This is a genomic window from Pseudomonas sp. JV449, from assembly GCF_032424295.1.
GTDB lineage: Bacteria > Pseudomonadota > Gammaproteobacteria > Pseudomonadales > Pseudomonadaceae > Aquipseudomonas > Aquipseudomonas marginalis.
In genome coordinates this window covers 191,476-214,792 of record NZ_VYKD01000004.1, presented here as the reverse complement: position 1 = coordinate 214,792, position 23,317 = coordinate 191,476, and the positions used below count along the sequence as shown (strand labels likewise).

General features: G+C 60.9%; 20 protein-coding genes, 4 tRNA genes and 2 pseudogenes. 10 read left to right on the top strand and 16 right to left on the bottom strand.

Going from position 1 to position 23,317, the window contains the following annotated elements; genetic code table 11:
• Positions 1 to 218 (top strand): annotated as a pseudogene (locus F6S08_RS05205) (IS481 family transposase); the annotation flags it as partial.
• Positions 219 to 353: 135 nt separating this feature from the next.
• On the opposite strand, the gene F6S08_RS05200 reads toward F6S08_RS05205, so the two are convergent.
• The 4 genes from F6S08_RS05200 to F6S08_RS05185 all read right to left on the bottom strand — a co-directional run bounded on the left by F6S08_RS05200 (position 354) and on the right by F6S08_RS05185 (position 3,530).
• Positions 354 to 1,133: an ABC transporter permease gene (locus F6S08_RS05200; RefSeq protein WP_012723134.1), complete on the bottom strand. Its 780-nt coding sequence runs from the start codon at positions 1,131 to 1,133 to the stop codon at positions 354 to 356.
• A complete protein-coding gene (locus tag F6S08_RS05195) occupies positions 1,130 to 2,062 on the bottom strand; it encodes an ABC transporter ATP-binding protein (protein ID WP_027607098.1) in 933 nt (310 codons plus the stop codon). The genes F6S08_RS05200 and F6S08_RS05195 overlap by 4 nt, the downstream gene beginning before the upstream one ends.
• Positions 2,063 to 2,196: 134 nt before the next feature.
• Positions 2,197 to 2,814, bottom strand: a complete 618-nt coding sequence (locus F6S08_RS05190; RefSeq protein ID WP_315871354.1) for a glutathione S-transferase — start codon at positions 2,812 to 2,814, stop codon at positions 2,197 to 2,199.
• A 56-nt stretch (positions 2,815 to 2,870) separates the two neighbouring features.
• Complete coding sequence (locus F6S08_RS05185) at positions 2,871 to 3,530, bottom strand: transglutaminase-like domain-containing protein (protein WP_065924519.1); 660 nt, start codon at positions 3,528 to 3,530, stop codon at positions 2,871 to 2,873.
• Between the two features lie 191 nt (positions 3,531 to 3,721).
• On the opposite strand from F6S08_RS05185, the gene F6S08_RS05180 reads away from it, so the two are divergent.
• Together F6S08_RS05180 and F6S08_RS05175 are read left to right on the top strand one after the other, a co-directional pair.
• Positions 3,722 to 6,169: an acyl-CoA dehydrogenase gene (locus tag F6S08_RS05180; RefSeq protein WP_065924518.1), complete on the top strand. Its 2,448-nt coding sequence runs from the start codon at positions 3,722 to 3,724 to the stop codon at positions 6,167 to 6,169.
• A gap of 75 nt (positions 6,170 to 6,244) precedes the next feature.
• Positions 6,245 to 6,652, top strand: a complete 408-nt coding sequence (locus F6S08_RS05175; protein ID WP_010567536.1) for a PA2817 family protein — start codon at positions 6,245 to 6,247, stop codon at positions 6,650 to 6,652.
• A 69-nt stretch (positions 6,653 to 6,721) separates the two neighbouring features.
• On the opposite strand, the gene F6S08_RS05170 is transcribed toward F6S08_RS05175, so the two are convergent.
• On the bottom strand, positions 6,722 to 7,654 hold the full coding sequence (locus F6S08_RS05170; protein ID WP_315871353.1) for a LysR family transcriptional regulator: 933 nt from the start codon (positions 7,652 to 7,654) through the stop codon (positions 6,722 to 6,724).
• An 89-nt stretch (positions 7,655 to 7,743) separates the two neighbouring features.
• Between F6S08_RS05170 and F6S08_RS05165 the strand changes: the two genes are divergently transcribed.
• Together F6S08_RS05165 and F6S08_RS05160 are read left to right on the top strand one after the other, a co-directional pair.
• Positions 7,744 to 8,370, top strand: coding sequence for a hypothetical protein (locus F6S08_RS05165; protein ID WP_065924517.1), 627 nt, complete (start codon positions 7,744 to 7,746; stop codon positions 8,368 to 8,370).
• A gap of 145 nt (positions 8,371 to 8,515) precedes the next feature.
• Positions 8,516 to 10,255 carry a dipeptidase gene (locus F6S08_RS05160; RefSeq protein ID WP_065924553.1) on the top strand — a complete coding sequence of 580 codons (1,740 nt, stop codon included), beginning with the start codon at positions 8,516 to 8,518 and terminating at the stop codon, positions 10,253 to 10,255.
• 64 nt (positions 10,256 to 10,319) lie between these two features.
• On the opposite strand, the gene F6S08_RS05155 is transcribed toward F6S08_RS05160, so the two are convergent.
• The 5 genes from F6S08_RS05155 to F6S08_RS05135 form a co-directional block, all read right to left on the bottom strand.
• On the bottom strand, positions 10,320 to 11,057 hold the full coding sequence (locus tag F6S08_RS05155) for a hypothetical protein (RefSeq protein ID WP_065924516.1): 738 nt from the start codon (positions 11,055 to 11,057) through the stop codon (positions 10,320 to 10,322).
• A 144-nt stretch (positions 11,058 to 11,201) separates the two neighbouring features.
• Positions 11,202 to 11,277 (bottom strand) — tRNA-Gly (locus tag F6S08_RS05150).
• Positions 11,278 to 11,280: 3 nt separating this feature from the next.
• Positions 11,281 to 11,356, bottom strand: a tRNA-Glu gene (locus F6S08_RS05145).
• 105 nt (positions 11,357 to 11,461) lie between these two features.
• A tRNA-Gly gene (locus tag F6S08_RS05140) sits at positions 11,462 to 11,537 on the bottom strand.
• Positions 11,538 to 11,540: 3 nt separating this feature from the next.
• A tRNA-Glu gene (locus tag F6S08_RS05135) sits at positions 11,541 to 11,616 on the bottom strand.
• Positions 11,617 to 11,975: 359 nt separating this feature from the next.
• Here F6S08_RS05135 and F6S08_RS05130 point away from each other — a divergent pair.
• Together F6S08_RS05130 and F6S08_RS05125 are read left to right on the top strand one after the other, a co-directional pair.
• On the top strand, positions 11,976 to 12,746 hold the full coding sequence (locus tag F6S08_RS05130; protein WP_027607090.1) for a hypothetical protein: 771 nt from the start codon (positions 11,976 to 11,978) through the stop codon (positions 12,744 to 12,746).
• Between the two features lie 126 nt (positions 12,747 to 12,872).
• A complete protein-coding gene (locus tag F6S08_RS05125) occupies positions 12,873 to 13,685 on the top strand; it encodes an alpha/beta fold hydrolase (protein WP_315871352.1) in 813 nt (270 codons plus the stop codon).
• Between the two features lie 36 nt (positions 13,686 to 13,721).
• Here the strand turns inward: F6S08_RS05125 and F6S08_RS31345 are convergent, their stop codons facing one another.
• The 4 genes and pseudogenes from F6S08_RS31345 to F6S08_RS05110 form a co-directional block, all read right to left on the bottom strand.
• Positions 13,722 to 14,564 carry a methyl-accepting chemotaxis protein gene (locus tag F6S08_RS31345; RefSeq protein WP_370671245.1) on the bottom strand — a complete coding sequence of 281 codons (843 nt, stop codon included), beginning with the start codon at positions 14,562 to 14,564 and terminating at the stop codon, positions 13,722 to 13,724.
• 18 nt (positions 14,565 to 14,582) lie between these two features.
• A pseudogene (locus F6S08_RS31340) lies at positions 14,583 to 14,780 on the bottom strand (HAMP domain-containing protein); the annotation flags it as partial.
• Between the two features lie 1,024 nt (positions 14,781 to 15,804).
• Positions 15,805 to 17,217, bottom strand: coding sequence for a PLP-dependent aminotransferase family protein (locus F6S08_RS05115; RefSeq protein ID WP_065924513.1), 1,413 nt, complete (start codon positions 17,215 to 17,217; stop codon positions 15,805 to 15,807).
• A 202-nt stretch (positions 17,218 to 17,419) separates the two neighbouring features.
• Positions 17,420 to 18,181, bottom strand: a complete 762-nt coding sequence (locus F6S08_RS05110) for an SDR family oxidoreductase (RefSeq protein ID WP_065924512.1) — start codon at positions 18,179 to 18,181, stop codon at positions 17,420 to 17,422.
• Between the two features lie 228 nt (positions 18,182 to 18,409).
• Between F6S08_RS05110 and F6S08_RS05105 the strand changes: the two genes are divergently transcribed.
• On the top strand, positions 18,410 to 19,417 hold the full coding sequence (locus F6S08_RS05105) for an NADP-dependent oxidoreductase (RefSeq protein ID WP_065947280.1): 1,008 nt from the start codon (positions 18,410 to 18,412) through the stop codon (positions 19,415 to 19,417).
• Between the two features lie 49 nt (positions 19,418 to 19,466).
• On the opposite strand, the gene pyrF is transcribed toward F6S08_RS05105, so the two are convergent.
• A complete protein-coding gene (gene pyrF / locus F6S08_RS05100; RefSeq protein WP_065947279.1) occupies positions 19,467 to 20,165 on the bottom strand; it encodes an orotidine-5'-phosphate decarboxylase in 699 nt (232 codons plus the stop codon).
• A 259-nt stretch (positions 20,166 to 20,424) separates the two neighbouring features.
• Here pyrF and F6S08_RS05095 point away from each other — a divergent pair, with 259 nt between their 5' ends.
• Positions 20,425 to 21,189 carry a response regulator gene (locus F6S08_RS05095; RefSeq protein ID WP_065924552.1) on the top strand — a complete coding sequence of 255 codons (765 nt, stop codon included), beginning with the start codon at positions 20,425 to 20,427 and terminating at the stop codon, positions 21,187 to 21,189.
• Positions 21,189 to 22,226, top strand: coding sequence for a sensor histidine kinase (locus F6S08_RS05090; RefSeq protein WP_315871351.1), 1,038 nt, complete (start codon positions 21,189 to 21,191; stop codon positions 22,224 to 22,226). Before F6S08_RS05095 ends, F6S08_RS05090 begins: the two co-directional genes overlap by 1 nt.
• Here the strand turns inward: F6S08_RS05090 and F6S08_RS05085 are convergent.
• Positions 22,223 to 23,284 (bottom strand): AI-2E family transporter, encoded by a 1,062-nt coding sequence (locus tag F6S08_RS05085; RefSeq protein ID WP_065947278.1) that lies wholly within the window; start codon positions 23,282 to 23,284, stop codon positions 22,223 to 22,225. The genes F6S08_RS05090 and F6S08_RS05085 overlap by 4 nt on opposite strands.
• Positions 23,285 to 23,317 lie beyond the last annotated feature (33 nt).

Below are 23,317 nucleotides of genomic sequence, written 5' to 3'. Positions count from 1 at the left end.
CCGATGTGGAATATCCGGCAGAAATGAAAGTTCGAAGCGTCAGGCAGGACGGATCGATCAAGTGGAACGGCAAGTTGGTATTTATCAGCGAGGCGCTGTCCGGGGAAAGGATAGGGCTCAAAGAAGCTGAAGATGAAGCTTGGGATTTGTACCTGTGTGATTATCCCTTGGGGAGGCTGGGACGAGGTATGACCCGCGTCCAGGCCTCAAATGTGTAAACGATGTCCCCGGTTTCAGATGTAAACGATGTCTACGGTTCTACATCCCGATAGCGGTATGTCAGTCAGCTTATCTGTAGCTGACACATCGCAATCGGGAGCAAGCCCCCTCCCACATTTTTTGACCGCGTTTTATCAGGTACGCATCCCGCGCCCGCTCACCAGCAGCTTCGCGCAACCGATATACAACACCACAGTCGCCACCAGCATGAAGGTGATCGCCACGCTGATCTTGATATCCGACACGCCCAGGATGCCGTAGCGGAAGGCGTTGACCATGTGCAGCACCGGGTTGGCCAGCGACACGGTCTGCCAGAACGGCGGCAGCAAGGTGATGGAGTAGAAGACCCCGCCCAGGTAGGTCAGCGGCGTCAGCACGAAAGTCGGGATGATCGAGATGTCATCGAAGTTGCGTGCAAACACGGCGTTGATAAACCCCAGCAGCGAGAAGATGGTCGCCGTCAGCACCACCACCAGAATGGTGACGCCGAGGTGATGCACCTGCAGGTGGGTGAAGAACAGTGATAGCAGCGTCACGATCACGCCCACCATCAAGCCGCGCAGTACGCCACCCAGGGTGTAGCCGATCAAAATGGTATGCGGCGACACCGGCGAGACCATCAGCTCTTCGATGGAGCGCTGGAACTTACTGCCGAAGAAACTGGAGACCACGTTGCCGTAGGAGTTGGTGATCACCGACATCATGATCAGGCCCGGCACGATGTACTCCATATAGGTGAAACCACCCATGTCGCCGATCTGCCGGCCGATCAGGTTACCGAAGATCACAAAGTACAACACCATGGTGATCGCCGGCGGCAGCAGGGTCTGCGGCCAGATCCGGGTAAAGCGCTTCACTTCGCGGTAGACGATGGTCTGCAGTGCGACGAGGTTGGGTTGCAGCTCAGAACTCATACCGCCACCTTCGTCAGATTTTTCTCCACCAGGGACACGAACAACTCCTCAAGGCGATTGGTTTTATTACGCAGGCTCAGCACGTCGATGTTCTGCGCCGCCAACTGGGTGAACAACGCAGTGATGCCCATGGCTTTATCCACCTGGACTTCCAGGGTGTGGCTGTCCACCAGGCGGCTGGGGTAGCCGAGCAGTTGCGGCGGTGCCGACAGGTTGTTCTTCAGGTCGAGCAGGAAGGTTTCCACATGCAGTTGGCCCAGCAGGTTACGCATGCTGGTGTTCTCGACGATGGTGCCGTGGTCGATGATGCCGATGTTGCGGCACAGCTGCTCAGCCTCCTCCAGGTAATGGGTGGTGAGGATGATGGTGATGCCCTTCTCGTTCAGCTCGGTGAGGAAGGTCCACATCGAACGACGCAGTTCGATGTCCACGCCGGCGGTGGGCTCATCGAGGATCAACAGGCGCGGTTCATGCACCAGTGCACGGGCAATCATCAGGCGACGCTTCATGCCGCCGGACAGCGAGCGGGACGGCACGTCGCGCTTGTCCCACAGGCCCAACTGGGTCAGGTATTGCTCGGCGCGCTCCTTGGCAACTTTCGCCGGGATGCCGTAGTAGCCAGCCTGGGTCACGACAATGTCGAAAGTCTTTTCGAACTGGTTGAAGTTGAATTCCTGGGGCACCACACCGATGGAGCGCTTGAGCGCCGCCGGGGATTTGTCCAGGTCGTGGCCGAAGATATTCACCGTGCCGCTGGTCTTGTTGACCAGAGTGGAGAGGATACCGATGGTGGTGGATTTGCCGGCGCCGTTGGGGCCGAGCAAGGCGAAGAAGTCACCTTCGGCAACGTCCAGATCGATACCACTCAGGGCCTGGAAACCGTTGCCGTAGGTTTTGGTTAGCTGCCGGATGGACAGAGCGGAACTCATATCGGAATACGCACCAAAGAAGGGAATAGAAAGAGTAGATGAGGGCGCAGCGCAGGTAGTTCAACGGCGGCGCATGACAGGCATGGTGCTTGCCCGCGCCGCACAAGTACAGTCACCTGTATTAATAGTCAGTATTAAGTCAACGCGGTCATGACCGCCTTGCGGTAGGCCGGGCGCTGTTGCAGACGCTGATACCAGGCCTCTAGGTTGGGCATCGCAGGGCGTTCGATGGGCATCTCGAACCAGGCGTAGATAAAGCAGCCCAGGGGAATATCACCTACGCCGAAGGTGTCGCCCGACAGGTAAGCCTGCTCGGCCAATGCATTGTCCACGGTGCTCAGTGCATCGATACAGGCCTGACGCCCGGCGTTGATGCTGTCCCAGTCCTGCTTCTGCGCCGGGGTGCGCACAACGCCCCAGAACACGGCCTTGAACGGCTCGGCGAGGGTCGAGGTGGTCCAGTCCATCCATTTCTCGGCGCTGGCACGCGCCTGCAGGTCGCTCGGGTAGAACGCCGACGCGTGCTTGGCGCAGAGGTAGCGCACGATGGTGTTGGACTCCCACAACACAAAGTCGCCATCCTCGATCATCGGCACGCGGCCATTCGGGTTCAATGCCCGGTATTGCGGCGTGTCTACCACGCCAAAAGCCCCGCCCGCATCAATTGCCTCATAGTCCAGGCCGAGTTCCTCGGCGCACCACAGTGCTTTCCTGACGTTTGATGAATTTTTACGACCCCAGATCTTCAGCATGACCGCGCCTTTTTGTTGATGAACATGGCTGGATGAACGCAGCAGCATACGCCGGTTCACCCGCGGCTCAAATCGCTCGGCAAGTCGCCCGACAAGATCGGCATCTGTTCAGCAAACAGGTGTGGGTAACATTTCTCCAGATGGGCGAAGAAGAAATCCTCGGGCACATCGGGAAACTGCCCATGGTCCACCACGTACTCCATCGAGCGCTGCCCCTGGCGGTTGAATGCATGGAATACGCTGTCGCTGATCCCGTCGAAGTCCAGTGGTGGTACGTCGAACACCTCACAGAGTTGGCGGTTGAACGCCGGCGTCGCCTTGACCCAGCGGCCGTCCAGGTAAAGCTCGGTGTAGCCATGCATGGCAAACACATCGCTTTTGAGCAACGCGATCAGGCGCGGTGTCGACAGGTGATTGCGCACATCCGCAAGACCGATGCGCGCCGGGATGCCGCAGTGACGGGCGCAGGCGGCGAGCAAGGTGGCCTTGGGCACGCAATAGCTTTCGCCGGCGGCCAGGGCGAAGCTGGCATTCAAGGTGGCGGGATCGCGGCTGAAGGTGTAGGGGTTATAGCGAATCGCCTCACGCACGGCGTAATAGAGACTGACCGCCTGGTCACGTAAATTCGCGCTGGAGCCGCGGTGTTTTTCGGCGAACTCCACCACCGCAGGGTGGTCACTATCGATGAAGCGGCTGGGACTCAGATACGTATCCATGAGCTTGATCTCCGAAGGAAGCCTGGAGTTTAACGACAGGTCCGCCACGGAGATAACGACGATTCGGCCAAATGTCGGCGCCTGATGCCAGGTGTTCCCAGTACAACTTGTAACACCCTGATCACCCCGCTTGTTCGGATGCCGACTAAGCTCCCTGGTGGTTTCGCCCCTGGTTTCACGGAGGATTGAATATGCTGTTGTTGTGGATACTGGTTCTGGTGGTCGGCATTGCCTACCTGGCACATCGCCGCGTCGCCCCCCTGCCCGCCCTGGGCGTGGTCGCCGTTTACCTGCTGGCGATGGGCGCCTGGAGCCATGCACCGGGTTGGCTGCTGCTGATTTTCTGGGTATTGATCGCTGTGGTGGCCGCGCCCTTGCTGCTGCCGGACCTGCGCCGCCAATACTTCACCAAGCCGCTGTTCAGCTGGTTCCAGAAAGTCTTGCCGCCGATGTCCGAGACCGAGCGCGACGCCATCGACGCCGGCACCGTGTGGTGGGACGGCGAACTGTTCAGCGGTCGTCCCGACTGGGACAAGCTGCTGGCCTACCCCAAGGTGCAACTGACCGAGGAAGAACAGGCCTTTATCGACGGCCCCACCGAAGAACTCTGCGCCATGGTCAGCGACTGGGAAATCGGCCAGGCCATGGACCTGCCGCCGGCCGCGTGGGAGCACATCAAGACCCACGGTTTCTTCGCCCTGATCATTCCCAAGGAATATGGCGGCAAGGGCTTCTCCGCTTATGCCCACTCCCAGGTCGCGATGAAACTCGCCACCCGCAGCGGCGACCTGGCCTCCACAGTGATGGTGCCCAACTCCCTCGGCCCGGCCGAATTGCTGTTGCATTACGGCACCGACGAACAACGCAACCACTATCTGCCACGCCTGGCGCGTGGCGATGACATCCCCTGCTTCGCCCTCACCGGCCCGCTGGCGGGCTCCGATGCCGGCGCCATGCCTGACACGGGGGTGATCTGCAAAGGCGAATGGGAAGGCAAGGAAACCCTCGGCCTGCGCCTGAACTGGGAAAAACGCTACATCACCCTTGGCCCGGTCGCGACCCTGCTGGGCCTGGCCTTCAAGGCCCACGATCCAGACCACCTGCTGGGTGAAGAAGAAGACCTGGGCATCAGCCTCGCACTGATCCCTACCGACACCCCCGGTGTGGAAATCGGCCGTCGCCACCTGCCCCTCGGCGCCGCGTTCATGAACGGTCCGAACTCCGGCAAGGACGTGTTCATCCCCCTGGAATACCTCATCGGCGGCCAGGAAATGCTCGGCAAAGGCTGGATGATGCTGATGAACTGCCTGTCGGTCGGCCGTTCGATCTCCCTGCCCGCCGTGGGTACCGGCGCCGCCAAGTTCACCAGCCTGGTCACCGGCCAGTACGCCCAGGTGCGCGAGCAGTTCAACGTACCGCTGTCAGCCTTCGAAGGTATCCAGGAAGCCCTGGCGCGCATCGGCGGCAACGCCTGGCTGATGGACAGCGCACGCATGCTCACCGCCAATGCCGTGGACCTTGGGGAAAAACCCTCGGTGCTGTCGGCGATCCTCAAGTACCACCTGACCGAACGCGGCCGTGAGTGCATCAGCCACGCCATGGACGTACACGGCGGCAAGGGCATCATCATGGGCCCGAACAACTACCTGGGCCGCAGCTGGCAGGGCGCGCCGATCTTCATCACAGTGGAAGGCGCGAACATCCTCTCGCGCAACCTGATGATCTTCGGCCAGGGTGCCATCCGCTGCCATCCGTTCGTGCTCAAGGAAATGGCGCTGGCCGGGCGTGAGGACCACGATCAGGCGCTGAAGGAGTTCGACGGGCTGCTGATGCAACACATTGGTTTTGCCGTGAGCAATGCCGCCAGCACCCTGGTGCTGAACCTCGGCGTGGGGCACTTCGAGAAAGCCCCGGGCAACCGTTTGAGCCAGGGTTATTTCCGCGCATTGAACCGCCAGGCTGCCGCGTTCGCGCTGCTGGCGGACCTGAGCATGATGCTGCTGGGTGGCGAGTTGAAACGCCGCGAACGCCTGTCGGCACGCCTCGGTGACGTGCTAAGCCATATGTACCTGGCGTCGGCGGCACTCAAGCGTTACCACGACCTGGATTCGCCGGATCACTTGGAACCGCTGTTCGCCTGGGCCATGGAAGAAAGCCTCGGCGAGTCCGAGCGTGCGTTGGATGAGCTGCTGAGCAACTTCCCGAATAAAGTGCTGGGCTGCCTGCTGCGGGTGATTGTATTCCCGTTCGGACGTCGTCATACCGGTCCGTCCGATGCGCTGGATGCCGAAGTGGCCGCGGTGATTGGCCGCGCCAAAGGCGACCCGACCCTGGAAGAATTGCTGGCCGGCTGCTACCGCCCACAATCGGCAGAAGATCCAGTGGGCGCTCTGCAACACGCCTACGATCTATTGGGTGCCAGCCATCCATTGCAGAAAAAACTGCACACCGCGCTCAAAAGTGGCCAGGTCAAACCCGCTGCCGGCGAACATGCGATCGATGCCGCCCTGCACGCCGGTGTGCTGCAACCGGCGGAAGCGCAGAGCTTGCGCGACGCCGAAGCGGCACGGCGCAAGGTGATCGACGTGGATGATTTCAGCAAGGAAGAGCTGGTACACGCTGAAGGTAAAGTCCGCTGAGTCCGGCGGTCATATAAAAACGGGCGCGAGAGGCATATACTCTCGCGCCCGTTTTTGCTTTAGAGGACTTATCTCGTGTCCAACGTCGTTGCCGATCATCTCGTCTTGCTCGACCACCTGCGCAGCATCCTGGTTGCCGTCGGCGAAGCCGAACAGGTGCCCGAGGAAAGCCACACCCTGTTCCTGGAGCGCTTCGACGAACTGCGCGCCCTGCTGCCGATCGACCCGATCGAAAGCCAGTACCTGGGCCAGGACCTGATGAGCCAGGTCATCCTGCGCTACCCGCAGATCGCCCACCTGGTCCCGCGCGACCTGCTGTGGTTCTTCGGCGGCGATTGCCTGCACTTCATGCCCGACGAAGAACTGGACCTGTACCAGGCCCTGGAAGAGCGTCGCTTTGAAGCCGAACAAAACGACGAACCCTTCGACTGGAACCAGGAAAAGCAACTGCTGGCCATGCCGCAGGACCAAAGCAAACACTGATTGTTCAAGACACTGCATAACTGAATGCGGGAGGGAGCAAGCCCTCCTCCCACATTTTCGACCGTGCGCCTATCGCCGGCGCAATGTCGGCTCCCTCGCCATGCACTCCACCAGATAATCGATAAACACCCGAAGCTTCGGCGGCAGGTAACGCGTGGGCGAATGCAACAACCACGCTTCGCCATGGTAGGACGCAATAAAGTCCCACCCGGGCAGCACCTGTACCAACCGCCCCTCCTCCAACGCATGCCGCGCGGTGAAATACGGCAAGCTGCCAATTCCCACGTGCTGCAACACCGCATCCAGCCGAACGCCGGTGTGGTTCGCCGCATAACGCCCACGCACGCCGACCGTCACCGCCTTGCCGCCCTGGCGGAATTTCCAGCGTGAATCCCCCGGGGTTTCACCGAGATAGATGCAACTGTGCGCCAGCAAATCATGGGGATGCGCCGGCGCACCATGCTCGGCTAGATACTGCGGCGTGGCACAGAGTAAATGCTCAATCGGCAATAACTGCCGCCCCACCAGGCCCGGCGGCGGGCTGTCGGTGATGCGGATGCTGAGGTCGACATTGTCATCGATCAGGTCCACATGCCGGTCCTCGAGGATCAATTGCACATCCACCCTGGGATAACGCCGCAGGAACTCCGGCATATGCGGGTGCACCACAAACCGCCCCACCGCCTTCGGCACACTGACCCGCACCAGGCCCTCGGCCTCGTGGGTGAACTGGCCGCTGATTTCCATCACTGAGCGCGCCGCGCTGACCATTTCCTGGCAGCGCTTGAAAACCTCCTCACCGGCTTCACTCAGGCGCAATTTGCGCGTGGTGCGTTGCAGCAAACGGGTGGACAGGGCCTTTTCCAGGCGCGAAATACTGCGGCTTACCGCCGACGGCGAAACGCTCAACTGCCGCGCCGCTTCGGAGAAGCTGCCGGTCTCTACTACCTTGACGAAAATCGCCATTTCGCCCAGCAGCGGCAAAGGAAGATTGATGCTCATGACGCACAGGTCCATTGATATTTGAGCGGATTATCACCTATCCAGGCACTATTTATACTGCCCGCAGAACCCTGATGCGGATGTAGAAAATGACCGAGCGCCTGTTTTTCACCCATGACCACCTGACCGCCGAGCTTGAAGTACTCAGTTGCACCCCCTGCGAGGGCCAGTTTGCGGTCGTTTTGCAGTCGACGATTTTCCATCCCCAAGGCGGTGGCCAGCCGTTCGATACCGGCTGGCTGGGCGACAGCCAGGTGCTGCGAGTCACCCAGGAAACCGATCGCGTGGTGCACTATGTCAACCAACCGGTGGAACCGGGCCCCATCACCGCGCGGGTCGACGAACCACGCCGCGCCCTGCACACCCGCCTGCACTCCGCCGGGCATTTGATCGGCAACGCTGGCGAAACCCTGGGTTGGATGCCGATCAAGGCGCACCACTGGCCAGGTGAAGGCAAGATCACTTTTATCCGTGGCGAAACCGCGCAAGCCATGGACGCCGAGATCATTCAACAGCAGATCAACCAATGGATCGCCGCCGACTACCCGCGCCATATGGCCCTGGACGACGGCACCCGCGAAGTGGGCTTCGGTGATCTGCCCACCTACGCTTGCGGCGGTACCCATGTGCAAACGCTGGGCGAGTTGGGTCAGGTAACGATCCTGGCGCTTTCGGAGAAAAAGGGTGCGTTGTCGGTGCGTTACAGCCTGGACTAGAGAGCAGAGTCGGGTGCTATCGAGTTTTTAGATAAGCCTCCCAGTGGTCTCCCGGGCACACCTTGGCAGTGGTAGTGTGTCGAAATATTTCTGACATATTGATCAGGAATCCCCCATTTCCCTTTGCAAAGGAATGCCCCTGACCATGCACTTTCGACTCAAGCAATTAGCGGCTGCCACCCTGTTCGCGGCCGGCCTTTCGGTGATGACCACACCTGCCTTTGCCAACATCACCCCAGAGCAAAGCACGGCGATCCTGACGAGCTTCAGCGAAACGTCGGTCACGGATTTCCGTGGTTTCCTCGGCACCCTGGCCAAAGGCGACCTGGGCAAGGCCAACGACGTAGGCCCGGCGATCGGTGCCTTCCTCGATAACAAAACCCTGACCGCCGACCAGCAGAACGAAATCCATCGCCTTTTGGGTATTTACACCCGAGTGAAATACGGCAAAGCCGCCCTCGATACCTTGCGCGAACTGGTGGAAATTCCGACCTTCAACGTGGACGGCATGCCGCAGTACAAAAATCCGGAATTCATCCGGATTGCCGCCAAGATCCAGGCCCTGGCCAAGACCTTCAACCTGAACTTCCGCAACGTCGACAACCGCGTGTACGAGATTTCCCTGGAAGGCAACGGCGACGAAGTGGTGGGTATCCACGCCCACGCCGACGTGGTGCCGGTGACGCCGGAGAACTGGGTGTTGAAAGACGGCACCAGGCTCGACCCGTTCAAGGTCACGCTGATCGGCGACCGCATGTATGGCCGTGGCACCGAGGATGACAAAAACGGCATCGTGGTGGCGATGTACGCCATGAAGGTGATCAAGGAAGAGAAGTTGCCGCTGGCGCGCAATTTCAAGCTGCTGGTGGACACCACCGAAGAAACTTCCGGCGACGCGATCCCCTATTACTTCGAACGCAACCCGACGCCGCAGTACAACCTGGCGCTGGATGGCGGCTACCCGGTGGTGATTGCCGAAAAAGGTTATGGCACTGTCATGGCCACCTTCCCGCGCCGCAAAGGGGAAGGCCAAGGCGCGGAAATCATCGCTATGACCGGCGGCATGGCCACCAACCAGATTCCCTCGGCCTCGGTTGCCACGTTGATCAGCGACACGCCTGCCGAACTGGCCGCCAGCCTACAAAAAGCCGGTACGGAGTATGCCAAACGCAACGGCGGTGACTTCGAAGTAACAGCCAAGGTGGTTGGCAAAGAGGTCAAGCTGACAGTGACCGGGGTTTCCGCGCACTCCTCCGAGCCCGAATCCGGTATCAACCCGGTGTCGCGCATGCTGGAGCTGATCCACAGCATCGACGGCAAGATCGCCCTCAAGCACAACCACATCACCGACGCGGCCCGTTATGCCTCGGACAACTGGGGTCTGGATTATCTGGGCGGCAAATTGGGCGTGGGTTTCTCCGATGATTTCATGGGGCCGCTGACCACCTCGCTGACCTTTGTCGGCCTGGATGACAAAGCCTTCAAGCTGGCGGTGAACCTGCGTGTACCAAAGGGCAAATCGCCGGAGAAACTGAAAGCCGAGATTTCCGACAAGTTGAGCGCCTGGGACAAGCAAACCAAGGTCAACGTGGACTTCACCTACTCGGTCGCCGAACCGATGTACCGCAACCCGGAAGGTGAGTGGGTGAAGGCCTTGTTGGCCGTGGCCAGCGAAAACCTCGGTATGGAGCACAAATTCGGCACCTCGGCCGGCGCGACGTCCGTGCATGAACTGCCCAATGGCGTGCAATTCGGCCTGGCGCGGCCGGAAGTGAAATACACCGGGCACACCGACAATGAGTTCAAGACGGTCGACCAGTTCTTGCTGGATCTGCAGATAGTCACCGAAATGATGGGGCGTATCGGACAGTTGCCGAAGCTCTGACAGCGATTGAAGTGTGCGCAAAAAAACGCCGATCAGTGATGATCGGCATTTTTACTCAGGTTCTTCATGCGCCCTGGTATCGCTTGCGCTCCTGCTCCCGCTGCAACATGTCCAGGGGTGGGTAGTAGATATACAGGGAAGACTCGATGGCAAACCATGCCGACGCCAACATTACCCCGCCCGCTACCACGACCATGCTGGCCAGAAACAGCCCCGTATCACCCAGTACATGCATGGCCGAGAAAATCAGCGAACCAGTGCCGAATCCAAAATATGGCACCGCCCAATCCACGACGGACAGCACCAAACAACCAAACACCAAGTGCGCGACTTTGTTCATCATCAACCGGTGCTGTTCTCGCAACTGCACATGCCGCTGATACCAGCTAAGCAGGAAATCACTGTTTTCCTTCAGTGCCAGGTCCAGAAGGTCGTTGGCCCACACATAACCGATCCCCCTTGAAGGAGGTGTATAGGCATCACCCAAGAGCTTTGGAAAGGCCATTCGCAACCTTGTGCCGATCCCACGAACGATTTCCGTCAACAGCGGCAGAACGAAAGACACCACCAGCGCAAAAGAGGCCGCGGTGACCGCCAGGAACCCCAAGTCAGCGAGCAATGCATCGCTGCTGGTCGTCCACTCCACCAAGGGCGTCCGGGTACGGATTAGCAAAGCGATATCGAGAAACAGCACAACGCTGACAAAGCGCATTGCCCAATGGAAATCCCATGCTTTTTCCAAGGCGCTGATACCCAATGGGGCGACCTTGGTTTCACCGGACGATTGAGAAGTTTCTGCCATCACGCGTGCTCCTTGAACTCAAACGCCAGACTATATCTCGAACACGCCAGGAACTGAGTCAGGAAGATGACAGGTTCAGGCAGATGAACAAATAACGCACAAACAAAAACGCCGATCATCACTGATCGGCGTTTTTGTTGAATATGGAGCGGGAAACGAGACTCGAACTCGCGACCCCGACCTTGGCAAGGTCGTGCTCTACCAACTGAGCTATTCCCGCAAATGGCGTCCCCTAGGGGACTCGAACCCCTGTTACCGCCGTGAAAGGGCGGTGTCCTAGGCCACTAGACGAAGGGGACACGCTACTGAAACACATGGTGTGTATTTCAGTGCCCAGAGGCCTCGTCCGAAGACTTGGTCCTGGTTTCACTCAGTGCCGCCCGAAAGCCACACTGCTTGTAAATTGGAGCGGGAAACGAGACTCGAACTCGCGACCCCGACCTTGGCAAGGTCGTGCTCTACCAACTGAGCTATTCCCGCATATGGCGTCCCCTAGGGGACTCGAACCCCTGTTACCGCCGTGAAAGGGCGGTGTCCTAGGCCACTAGACGAAGGGGACACACGTACAACATTCACTCCCTACCGCGTTTCGCTGTGTGCTTTACGCTGTAAGTGGCGCGCATTCTATGGATGGATTGAAAGGTCGTCAACCCCCAAGGATAAATTTATTTAAATCAATGACTTCGCCCGTGTTTACCGGCCCGCGCGGGGCATTCTGCCCGTCCAGGCCTTGACGCCTATATTCTGGCGTCCGACAAGGCGCTATAGTTCGTTCCAGCAAGTGATGGCAATGTGCATCTACGCAGGGAGCGGCTACTTATATAGAAGAACTACCTGGGTAACTGGTCGATCAGTCCTATCCGTCGACAAGCCCAGTCACTACACTCCACTGTAAACCCTATCAAAGAGGTCACACCGGTGACACCACTCATGATCACCCTGCTGGTAATTGCCGGGATCGTAATACTGATCGCCATTGGCTACATGAACCACGTGGTGGAAAACAACAAGCTGGAAAAGAAGCGCACCGAGATCGAGCTTAATGATCGCCTGCGCCGTTGCGGTGAGATCACCGAGACCTTCCCTGGCCAACTGATGACCCCGGCGCTCAAGCTGTTATTGGCCCGCCTGGAGCTCAACGTCAATCAGCGCCTGTTGAACCTCAACAAGACCAGTGCACCGCTCAAGGCCCGTATCACCGAGCTGAACACGCTGGTGGCCCAGGGCGAGTCCATCCCGGTGAACAACCCGCCGGCGCCGATCCAGACCGAAGCCAAGGCCAAGGACGTGCGCTTCCTGCTGGAAGCCCTGCATGGCCAGGTCACCCGCGCCGCCCAGGACGGGTTCCTGCCGACCAACGAAGCCAAGCACTGGATCAAGGAAATCCGTCATATCCTGGTGCTGTTGCACATAGAGTTCTTCAACAACCTCGGCCAGCACGCCTTGCAGCAGGGCCAGCCTGGCCAGGCGCGCCTGGCCTTCGAGCGTGGCGTGCAGTACCTGCGCAAGCAGCCTGAACCGGTGCTCTACAGTGCACAGCTGCAATTGCTGGAAGGTCAACTGGCCCGCGCCAACTCGACCGTGCTGGCTAACAGCAAACAGGCGGCGGAGGAAGTCAACGAATTGACCGAAGGCATGAAAGAAGTCGACGCCGATGCCGAGTGGAAAAAGAAAGTCATCTACGACTGATCTGCCCACTCCCCTGGGGTGAGCGGGCTGCCCGCTCGCCCCAACATGCCATCAATTTGCATCTATCGCCCCGCCCCCGACTAGCGTAAAAAAGTGCCCCTCACTCCGTGAAGTCAGAGGCCCGCTATGCCTATCGCCGTCATTGATGGACAACCGCTGCATTACGTCGACCAGGGCACCGGCCCTGTCGTCCTGCTCGGCTCAAGCTACCAGTGGGACCGCGACATGTGGGCCCCGCAGATCGAAGCCCTGTCACAACAGTACCGGGTCATCGTGCCCGAACTGTGGGGCCACGGCGAATCGGGCCAACTCCCCGCCCCCACCCACACCCTCGACGACCTTGCGCGCCAGGTCCTGGCCCTGCTTGACCATTTGGAGATCGCACAGATCAACCTGGCAGGCCTGTCGGTGGGCGGCATGTGGGGCGCACGCCTGGCATTGCAGGCCCCCGAGCGGATCAACAGCCTGGTGCTGATGGACACCTACCTCGGTGCCGAGCCAGAGGCCACGCGCCAGTATTACTTCTCGTTGTTCAAGATGATTGAAGATGCCGGCGCCATTCCTGAGCCGTTGCTGGATGTGATCGCGCCGATCTTCTTTCGCCCCGACATCGACCGCGAATCGGCGCTCTACCAGGATTTTCGCAAGTCACTGCAGGACTTTCCCCGGGAACGCCTGCTGCACAGCATCGTCCCCCTGGGTCGATTGATCTTCAGCCGCGAAGATGTACTGGAGCAACTACCGCGGCTGGACGCCGATACCACCTTGGTGATGTGTGGCGAACAGGACAAGCCTCGGCCACCCGCCGAATCCGAGGAAATGGCCGAACTGATTGGCTGTGCCCTGATCCTGATTCCAGACGCCGGGCATATCTCCAGCCGGGAGAACCCGGATTTCGTCAACGAAGCGCTGCTGACCTTCCTCGCCAACCACGCCTGATCGCCCTCCCTTTTGATCGCCGCCTCGGGGCGGCGATCAAAGGCGGAAGTGCCCCACCATCCCCTTGAGCTCCGCCCCCAACTGCGCCAGCTGGATGCTCGACGCCGCATTGCCCTGCATGCTCAACGCCGATTGATCGGCACTCGCACGAATACTGGTGACACTACGGTTGATCTCTTCGGCCACCGAGCTCTGCTCCTCAGCCGCAGCGGCAATCTGCTGGTTCATCTGCTGGATCAACGACACCGCTACCGCAATGCTGCCCAGGGCACTTTCGGTTTCCAGCGCATCGCTGACCGCCAGCTTGACCAGTTCGCCACTTTGCTGGATCTGCTGCACCGATGATTGCGCCGCGCTGCGCAAGGTACTGACCAGCCGCTCGATTTCTTCGGTCGACTGCTGGGTGCGCTTGGCCAGTGCCCGTACTTCATCGGCCACCACCGCAAAACCCCGGCCCTGTTCGCCTGCGCGGGCGGCTTCGATGGCTGCGTTCAGGGCCAGCAGGTTGGTCTGTTCGGCGACGCTTTTAATCACGCTCAGCACGGTGCCGATATTCTGGATTTCGGCACTGAGGCTCTCGATGCTGGTGCTCGCGCGTGTACTGGACGTGGCCAACAATTCGATACGCTGCAAACTCTGGCGCACCACCTGCTGGCCGCTGTCGACTTTTTCATCCGCCGTCTGCGCGGCTTGTGCGGCCTGCTCGGCGTTGCGTGCCACATCGTGCACGGTGGCGGTCATCTGGTTCATCGCGGTAGCGACCTGCTCGGTTTCTTCCTTCTGGCTGCTGACCTCGACATTGGTCTGCTCGGTCACGCTGGACAGCGACTGCGCCGAGCTGGCCAATTGTTCGATACCGGCCTGCAGGCCGCTGACCATCTGGCTAAGGCCGCCGCCCATCTGTTGCATCGCCTGCATCAACTGGCCGATTTCATCACGGCGGCTGACCTCCATGCGCCCGCTCAGATCCCCGGCGGCAATCTGTCGGGCTACCGCGATCACACTGCGCAGCGGCGCGACAATCAAGCGGGTAATCACCCAGGCCGCAATCAACCCCACCAGCAAGGCCAGGGCCGACGAGCCAATGATCAACATCGCGCTTTTCTTCAGTTGCGCCTGCATCGACAGGTCTTCAGCGTCATAGGCCTGGTTGACCCGGCTGACGACTTGGTCAGCTCGATCATGCAGTTGTTTGTAGACGACTTTTTCCTGGGCCAGCAGGCCGGTGTATTCCCCCAGCTTTTCGCTGAAGGCGGCGATATGCCCGGAAACTTCGTTGAGCACCGTCTGATAACCAGGGTCCTTGACCGACGTTTTCAATTGCTCGACCTGGGCCAGGGCCTGGTCGGCCTGCTCGATCTTGCCTTGCTCGGCGTCGTCAGCATCCGCCTTGCGGCTCTGGTCCAGGCGCACATGGGCTTCGTTCATGGCCTGCAACATCAAGCGGGAAACCTGACTGATCTGGCCTGCCTGCTCGATAAACTCGGCCCCCTCCTTACCTTGGCTTTCCTTGAGGCCATAGGCGCCGTCGTCCGCCAGCCCGGCCTGCAATACATCCAGGTTATTCGCCACGCTGGACACCGACCAACTGGCCATTTCCAGCGCCAGATCCTTGGTCTGCGTCAGCTCGACAAACTCATCGAACGCCTTCCGGTAGGCTGCCAGAGCCTGCTCAACCTCGGCCATCACCGGCACATTCGCCGCAGACTGGGCCTTGAGGCCGGCCGCCTGGGCCGCCAGGGCATCGAGACTTTCATGCAAGGCGTCGACGGCCTTGGGGTCGGTGTGCAGCGCGTAGTCCTGTTCGATCAGGCGCACCTTGAGCAAGCCGCTGTTGAGCGACGACATGGCCTTGAGGCCTTCAAAACGCTGGCCAACGGTTTGCAGGGACCACACGCCGATAGCCGCGACCAACGCCGTCAGCAGCAGCACCAGGGTGAAGCCCAAGCCCAGTTTTTTCGCCATACCCAGGTTGGCGAAACGTCGTTGCACGCCTGAAATCATTGCACTTGAATCCTCTTGCAATGGCGGACGCCATCAAGTCCGATGGACAAGCAACGAGATTCGCAATCAAAAGGCACTGAGCACAAGGCACTGGCGCCACAATAATGGCAAAAAGCTACACACTCGTCGTTTTCAGAATGGTCGAGGTCGATCTGGCGGGCCCCATCGCACGGAACAACGCCAAGGCACGTTGATCAGTAGCATAGGCGACATTAAGGCGTAGCCACTCACTGTGCCCGCCGGTGGGACTGAACAACGCTCCGGGCGACAACAACACCCCCAACTGCCGGGCGCACGCCTGCAACCGCGAAGGCTGCGCCGTCCCCGGGCGTGCCCACAGGAACATACCGCCGGTGGGTACGGCGAACACCTCCCACTCTTCGTCCTCCAGCACTTGCAGGGTCACGGCCATTTCACTGCTCAACCGCTTGCGCAGGCGCTGCACCCACTTGCGATACGTGCCATTGGCCAGCAACGTGGCGACCACCGCTTCAGCAAACCGGGAGGTGCCGAAGCCGCTCAAGGTCTTGAGGCTGGCCAGTTGCGTGATGATTGCGCTGCTGGCGCAGAGGTAGCCCACGCGCAAGGCGCTGCTCAGGGTCTTGGAAAAACTCGCGACGTAGATCACCCGATCATCATGGGGCAATGCAGAAAGCCGCGTGCAACTGGCCTGTTGCAGATCGCCGTAGACATCTTCCTCGATGATCAGGAAGTTCTTGCGGTGTGCCAGTTCCAGCAAGCGCTCGGCCACCAGCCGGCACAGGCTGGTGCCCGTGGGATTGTGATAGAGGCTGTGGATGAACAGGCACTTGGGATGATGGTGCTGCAGCAGCGCTTCAAGCGCCGGGAGGTCGGGGCCGCCTCGGGTACGCGGTACTTCCAGCAGTTGCACGCCCTGGAACGCCAGCTGCCGATAGAGGTTGGCATACCCGGGGGTTTCGACCACCACGCTGTCGCCGGCCTTGAGCAGCGTACGTATCAGCAGGTCCTGGGCATGGCTGGCACCTGCGGTGGTCAGGATGCGCTCCAGGCTGGTGGCGATGTGAATCTGGGTCAGGCGCTTGAGCAGTTGCTCGCGCAGCGCAGGCAGACCCAGAGGGGTGCTGTAGTTGAACAGGCCGGCCGTGTCGGTGCGGGTGACTTCACGAATCGCGTAACTGATGTCATCGCTTTCGCGCCAGGCATCGGGCAACCAGCCACAGCCCAGCTTCAACTCGCCCAAAGGATTGTCGGCAAAGGCGCCCCACTCGCGCTCCGCCCCCTCATACCAATTGCCTTCGTGGCAGGCAGCCGGCTGGGCCACCACAAATCCCGAGCCCTGCCGGGGCGCCAGCACCCCTTGGGCGACCATCCGTTCGAATGCTTCGATCACGCTGGATTGGCTGAGCAGGTTATCCAGGGCCAACTGGCGGACGGACGGCAAGCGCGTTCCGGGGCTCACGCCGTCCTTGCGAATCCATTGCACCACTGCACTGACGATTTGCTGCACTACCGGTACAAGGGCCTGTCGATCGATCCCTAAATCCATGAGCCACTCACTTCAACTGTCTGTTATCAACCCGGAGAGTTAAGCACAGAAGCAGCAGGTTTCCGGCTGCATAAATTTATTAAATTATTGATTTTATTGACTTATTTACCTACTGACACATATTCGGTCACAGCGTTTTGCCAGCTTTGGAAAAGCCCCACGCGCGCCCAGACGTTTTCGAACAAGGGGCCGGCGCCAGGTCCTAGATAGCCGTCGCGCCACCGTCCACGGCCAAGGCGTGGCCGGTGGTGAACGCCGCTCCGTCGCTGCACAGGTACAGCACTGCGCTGGCGATTTCCTCCACCTTGCCGATACGCCCGACCGGGTGCATGGCGGCGGCGAATTCGGCCTTGCGGGGGTCGGCTTCATAGGCGCGCCGGAACATATCGGTATCGATCACCGCCGGGCAGACGGCATTGACGCGGATTTTCTTCTTCGCGTATTCGATAGCTGCGGACTTGGTCAGGCCGATCACCGCGTGCTTTGAGGCCGCGTAGATACTCATCTTCGGCGCCGCGCCCAACCCCGCCACCGACGCGGTGTTGACGATGGCCCCACCGCCCTGGGCCAGCAGCAGCGGCAACTGGTACTTCATGCACAACCACACACCCTTGACGTTGACGCCCATGATCGCGTCGAACTCATCCAGGCTGCCGTCCGCCAGCCTGCCCTTCTCGATCTCGATGCCGGCGTTATTGAACGCATAGTCCAGGCGACCATAGGCGCCGATGGTCTGTGCCATCAACTGCTGCACATCCGCCTCCTGGGTGACGTTGCAGCGCACGAACAGCGCCTCGCCCCCGGCCTGGTGGATCAGCGCGACCGTACCCTCGCCGCCAGCTACGTCCAGGTCGGCGACCACGACCTTCAAGCCTTCGGCGGCGAACGCCAGCGCAGTGGCGCGACCAATACCGGCGGCGGCGCCAGTCACCAGGGCGACCTGGCCGGAAAACGTCATGCTCATGGAGGATGTCCTATTGGGATTAATGGCAGTGGCACGAGTCTAGCCAACGCCGAGACGCACACGTCAGCACTATCAGAAGTCCGGTTAGTGCTGCATGAGTCATAGTGATAAGGCAACCGGGCTCACTATCAATGGCACCTATCGATGAGCATTCGCACCCTAGGCTGACCTTGCCCCCGGGCCGTCCAAGGTCTATCAATCATGCTTCACTTCTAAAGAGTCCTTGCCATGACCGCCCAGACCAACCGCCAATTCCTGCTCGCCAAACGCCCGGTCGGCGCGGCCACGCGGGAAACCTTCACTTACCAGGTCGTGCCGGTGGGCACGCCCGGGGACGGGCAGGTGCTGGTGCACAACGAATACCTGTCCCTCGACCCGGCCATGCGTGGCTGGATGAATGAAGGCAAGTCCTACATTCCGCCCGTAGGCCTCGGCGAGGTCATGCGCGCGCTGGGTGTAGGCAAGGTGATTGCCTCGAATAACCCGAAATTCGCCGTCGGGGACTACGTGAATGGCGCCCTGGGCGTGCAGGATTACTTCCTGGGCGAACCGCGCGGCTTCTACAAGGTCGACCCCAATCTGGCGCCCCTGCCCCGCTACCTGTCTGCGCTGGGCATGACCGGCATGACCGCCTACTTCGCACTGCTGGACACCGGCGCGCCCAAGGCCGGTGAAACCGTGGTGATCTCCGGCGCGGCCGGTGCCGTGGGCAGCATTGCCGGGCAGATCGCCAAGCTCAAAGGCTGCCGCGTGGTCGGCATTGCCGGCGGCGCCGACAAGTGCAAGTTCCTGGTGGATGAGCTGGGCTTCGACGCCGCCATCGACTACAAGAACGAAGACGTACCCGCCGCCCTGAAGCGCGAGTGCCCTAAAGGCGTGGATGTGTATTTCGATAACGTCGGCGGCGACATTCTTGACGCGGTGCTCAGTCGGCTGGCGTTGAAAGCCCGCGTGGTGATTTGCGGGGCCATCAGCCAGTACAACAACAAGGAAGCGGTGAAAGGCCCGGCCAACTACCTCTCACTGCTGGTCAACCGCGCAAGGATGGAAGGCTTTGTGGTGATGGATCACGCGGCGAACTTTGCCGCCGCCGGGCAGGAAATGGCCGGCTGGATGGCCCAGGGCAAGCTCAAGAGCAAGGAGGATATCGTCGAGGGGCTGGAGACGTTCCCGGAGACGCTGATGAAGCTGTTCAACGGCGAAAACTTTGGCAAATTGGTGCTCAAGGTCAGCTGATACACGGCAGATCCGCGCGTTCCCACGCGAACGTGGGAACGCGCATCGATCAGGCGATCTCGGCGACTACCGCCGCCAACGCCTTGGCCGGATCCGCCGCCTGGCTGATCGGACGACCGATCACCAGGTAGTCGGAACCCGCGTCCAGTGCCTGGCGCGGGGTCAGGATGCGGCGCTGGTCGTCCTGGGCACTGCCCGCAGGGCGAATCCCCGGGGTCACCAATTGCAACGACGGATGGGCAGTTTTCAAGGCCTGGGCTTCCAGCGCCGAGCACACCAGGCCATCAAGGCCGGCTTTCTGCGCCAGGGCGGCCAGGCGCAGCACCTGCTCCTGAGGCTCGATATCCAGGCCAATGCCCGCCAGGTCCTCGCGCTCCATGCTGGTCAGCACGGTCACGCCGATCAGCAACGGCTTGGGGCCGCTGCGCTGTTCCAGCACTTCGCGGCAGGCGGTCATCATGCGCAGGCCGCCGGAGCAGTGTACGTTGACCATCCACACGCCCATCTCGGCCGCAGCCTTGACCGCCATGGCGGTGGTGTTGGGGATGTCGTGGAATTTCAGGTCGAGGAACACCTCGAAGCCTTTGTCACGCAGGGTGCCGACGATTTCCGCGGCGCAGCTGGTGAACAGTTCCTTGCCGACCTTGACCCGGCAAAGCCTGGGGTCCAACTGGTCAGCCAGCTTCAGTGCGGCGTCACGGGTGGGGTAATCCAGGGCGACGATGATAGGAGTCTGGCAGGCGGACATTGGAATGGGCTCTCAGGCAAGTCGAAATCGGCGCGGATTGTAGCGCAAGCAGCGCCGTTGCGGGATCCGATGATCGGTAAATACTGACCAACCGCCATCAGCCAGGCATTCCAGATGATTATTTCAAAGCTGATACATTCATGACATGCCCACAACACTCCCTGCCGCTAGCCTCGCCCGCACGACCCACCGACCAGCACTACCAGCCATGGGGCTGGGCGCCTATGCTGACCGTAACAACCAGGCAGATGATCGCACTATGCATACCCCTTCCGTCCCCGTGAACGACGAGCAAAAAGGCGCGGTGGTCGCCGATGACAAGCGCTGGAACACCCGTGCGCTGATCGTCGACGACGATGTGCCGATCCGCGAATTGCTGATCGACTACCTGGCACGCTTCAATATCCTCGCCACCGGCGTGACCGACGGCGCCGCGATGCGCCTGGCCATGCAAGCCGAAACCTATGATGTGGTGGTACTCGACCTGATGCTGCCGGGGGAAGACGGCCTGACCCTGTGCCGCTGGCTGCGCGCCGAATCGGATATCCCGATCCTGATGCTCACCGCCCGCTGCGAGCCCACCGACCGCATCATCGGCCTGGAACTGGGGGCCGACGACTACATGTCCAAGCCCTTCGAACCCCGTGAACTGGTAGCGCGGATCCAGACCATCCTGCGCCGCGTGCGCGATGACCGCACCGAACAGCGCGCGAATATCCGCTTCGACAACTGGCGCCTCAACAGCGTGTTGCGTCAATTGGTGGCCGACGATGGCCTGGTGGTGCCGCTGTCCAACGCGGAATTCCGCCTGTTGTGGGTGTTTATCGAACGCCCGCGCCGGGTGCTGAGCCGTGAGCAGCTGCTTGATGCCGCCCGTGGCCGCTCGATAGAGGCCTTTGATCGCAGTATCGACTTGCTGGTGTCGCGCCTGCGGCAAAAACTCGGGGATGACCCCAAGGCACCGCAGTTGATCAAGACCGTGCGCGGCGAAGGCTACCTGTTCGACGCCCGGGATATTGGCTGATGCGCGCGCCCTTCAACACGCTGTTCGGTCGGCTGTTCGGCGTGTTACTGGTGGCGATTGTGCTGGCCCATGGGCTGGCGTTCTTCTGGTTTCACCACTACGGCCAACCGCCGCCGCCCCCTCCTGAGCGATTTATCGAGCAGCCGGACGGGACCCTGGCGCCGATGCGCGACAAGCACCCACGCCCCTGGTTTGGCGGCCCGGTGGTGCCCCTGACCTTTCAATTCGTCTCGTTGATTATCGCGGCCTGGTACGGTGCCAAACTGCTGAGCCGGCCGATACAGCGCCTGAGTGAAGCGGCGGAACGCTTGAGCCTGGACCTCGACAGCCCACCCCTCGATGAATCCGGCCCGAGGGAAGCACGGCAGGCCGCCTCGACCTTCAACCTGATGCAAAGGCGTATTCGCGAGCAGGTCAGCCAACGCGCGCGCATGCTCGGCGCCGTCTCCCATGACCTGCGCACCCCGCTGTCACGCCTCAAGCTGCGCCTGGAGCAGATCGAGGACACCCGGCTGCAGGGCCAGATGCGCCAGGACCTGAACGACATGATCGACATGCTCGACGCCACCCTGAGCTACCTGCACGAACAGCGCACCAGTGAAACCCGGCATTGGCTGGATGTGCAGGCGCTGGTGGAGTCCATGAGTGAAAACGCCCAGGACCAAGGCTCCGATGTGCAATGTGCGGGCAGCTGCCTGCCCTTGCAGGTGCAACCGATGGCCCTGCGCTCATGCCTCAACAACCTGATCGACAACGCCTTGCGTTATGCCGGCACCGCCCGCGTGGAGCTGGAGGACAGCCGCGAAGCGCTGGTCATCCGTGTGATCGACCACGGGCCGGGGATCGCGGTCGATAAGCGTGAGGCAGTGTTCGAGCCGTTCTATCGGCTGGAAGGCTCGCGTAACCGCAATTCCGGCGGCGTTGGCCTGGGCATGACCATTTCCAAGGAAGCCGCGGAGCGCCTGGGCGGCCGCCTGAGCCTGGAAGAGACCCCAGGCGGCGGCTTGACCGCCGTGATGTGGTTGCCCAGGGCTTAAAGGGGCTTGTCTTCACGCCGAACCTGGGCCTGGGTTGCGCTCCAATCCATCAGCAGGCTGTAGGCCACGGCCAGCAGGGTCGGGCCGATAAACAGGCCGATAAAGCCAAAGGCAATCAAGCCGCCGAAGACCCCGAGCAACACGATCACCAGCGGCAGGTTGCCGCCACGGCTGATCAGGTAGGGCTTGAGCACGTTGTCCACGCCGCTGATGATGAACGTCCCCCACACGCCAAGGAACACCGCATAGGTGTAGTCGCCTTTCCACGCCAGCCAGGCCGTGGCCGGGATCCATACCAGCGGCGGGCCCATCGGGATCAGGCTGAGCAGGAACGTCACGATCCCCAGCACCAACGCACCCGGCACGCCGGCGATCAGGAAGCCGATCAGTGCCAGCAGGGCCTGGGCGGCGGCAGTGCCGATCACACCGTTGACCACCCGCTGCACCGTACCGGCCACCAGTTCGATGTAGTAACCGGCACGGTCACCGATCAGTCGTTCCAGCAAGCGATGCACGAACATCGCCAGACGCGGCCCATCACGATAAAAAAAGAACACGAACACCAGGCTCAGGGTCAGTTCGAGGATGCCGCCGCCGATCTGCGCACTGCGCGCCAACAGCCAATTGCCCACCTGCCCCAGGTACGGCTTGAGGCTGACCATCAGCGCCGCGCCCTGCTCGTCGATGCTGTTCCACATGCCGACCAGGCGTTCCCCCACAAAGGGAATCGCCCCCAACCAGGCTGGCGCCTCGGGCAGCCCATCGACCTGAATATCCTTGATCAACGCCACGGCATCGCGCACATGGTCCGCGAGATTGAACCCCAGCCATACCAGCGGCACCGCCACCAGCAACATCCAGCCCAGGGTCAGGATGCCGGCGGCCAGGGATTCACGGCCACCCAGCGCGCGGGTCAGCAGCACCATCAGCGGCCAACTGGCAAACGCCAGCACCGCCCCCCAGAACAGCGCCGACCAGAACGGCGCCATCACCCAGAAGCTGGCACCAAACAGCACCAGCAGCAGGATTTGCACCAGCAGGCGATCGTTATTGAGCATGGGGTATCTCTAGAAAAGGCTGTAGGAAGAGAG

Bases quoted from the DNA above. Each gene is read 5' to 3' on its own strand.
- F6S08_RS05200 (WP_012723134.1), bottom strand. From the start codon at position 1,133: ATGAGTTCTGAGCTGCAACCCAACCTCGTCGCACTGCAGACCATCGTC.
- F6S08_RS05195 (WP_027607098.1), bottom strand. From the start codon at position 2,062: ATGAGTTCCGCTCTGTCCATCCGGCAGCTAACCAAAACCTACGGCAAC.
- F6S08_RS05190 (WP_315871354.1), bottom strand. From the start codon at position 2,814: ATGCTGAAGATCTGGGGTCGTAAAAATTCATCAAACGTCAGGAAAGCA.
- F6S08_RS05185 (WP_065924519.1), bottom strand. From the start codon at position 3,530: ATGGATACGTATCTGAGTCCCAGCCGCTTCATCGATAGTGACCACCCT.
- F6S08_RS05180 (WP_065924518.1), top strand. From the start codon at position 3,722: ATGCTGTTGTTGTGGATACTGGTTCTGGTGGTCGGCATTGCCTACCTG.
- F6S08_RS05170 (WP_315871353.1), bottom strand. From the start codon at position 7,654: ATGAGCATCAATCTTCCTTTGCCGCTGCTGGGCGAAATGGCGATTTTC.
- F6S08_RS05165 (WP_065924517.1), top strand. From the start codon at position 7,744: ATGACCGAGCGCCTGTTTTTCACCCATGACCACCTGACCGCCGAGCTT.
- F6S08_RS05160 (WP_065924553.1), top strand. From the start codon at position 8,516: ATGCACTTTCGACTCAAGCAATTAGCGGCTGCCACCCTGTTCGCGGCC.
- F6S08_RS05155 (WP_065924516.1), bottom strand. From the start codon at position 11,057: ATGGCAGAAACTTCTCAATCGTCCGGTGAAACCAAGGTCGCCCCATTG.
- F6S08_RS05125 (WP_315871352.1), top strand. From the start codon at position 12,873: ATGCCTATCGCCGTCATTGATGGACAACCGCTGCATTACGTCGACCAG.
- F6S08_RS31345 (WP_370671245.1), bottom strand. From the start codon at position 14,564: ATGGTCAGCGGCCTGCAGGCCGGTATCGAACAATTGGCCAGCTCGGCG.
- F6S08_RS05115 (WP_065924513.1), bottom strand. From the start codon at position 17,217: ATGGATTTAGGGATCGATCGACAGGCCCTTGTACCGGTAGTGCAGCAA.
- F6S08_RS05110 (WP_065924512.1), bottom strand. From the start codon at position 18,181: ATGAGCATGACGTTTTCCGGCCAGGTCGCCCTGGTGACTGGCGCCGCC.
- F6S08_RS05105 (WP_065947280.1), top strand. From the start codon at position 18,410: ATGACCGCCCAGACCAACCGCCAATTCCTGCTCGCCAAACGCCCGGTC.
- pyrF (WP_065947279.1), bottom strand. From the start codon at position 20,165: ATGTCCGCCTGCCAGACTCCTATCATCGTCGCCCTGGATTACCCCACC.
- F6S08_RS05095 (WP_065924552.1), top strand. From the start codon at position 20,425: ATGCATACCCCTTCCGTCCCCGTGAACGACGAGCAAAAAGGCGCGGTG.
- F6S08_RS05090 (WP_315871351.1), top strand. From the start codon at position 21,189: ATGCGCGCGCCCTTCAACACGCTGTTCGGTCGGCTGTTCGGCGTGTTA.
- F6S08_RS05085 (WP_065947278.1), bottom strand. From the start codon at position 23,284: ATGCTCAATAACGATCGCCTGCTGGTGCAAATCCTGCTGCTGGTGCTG.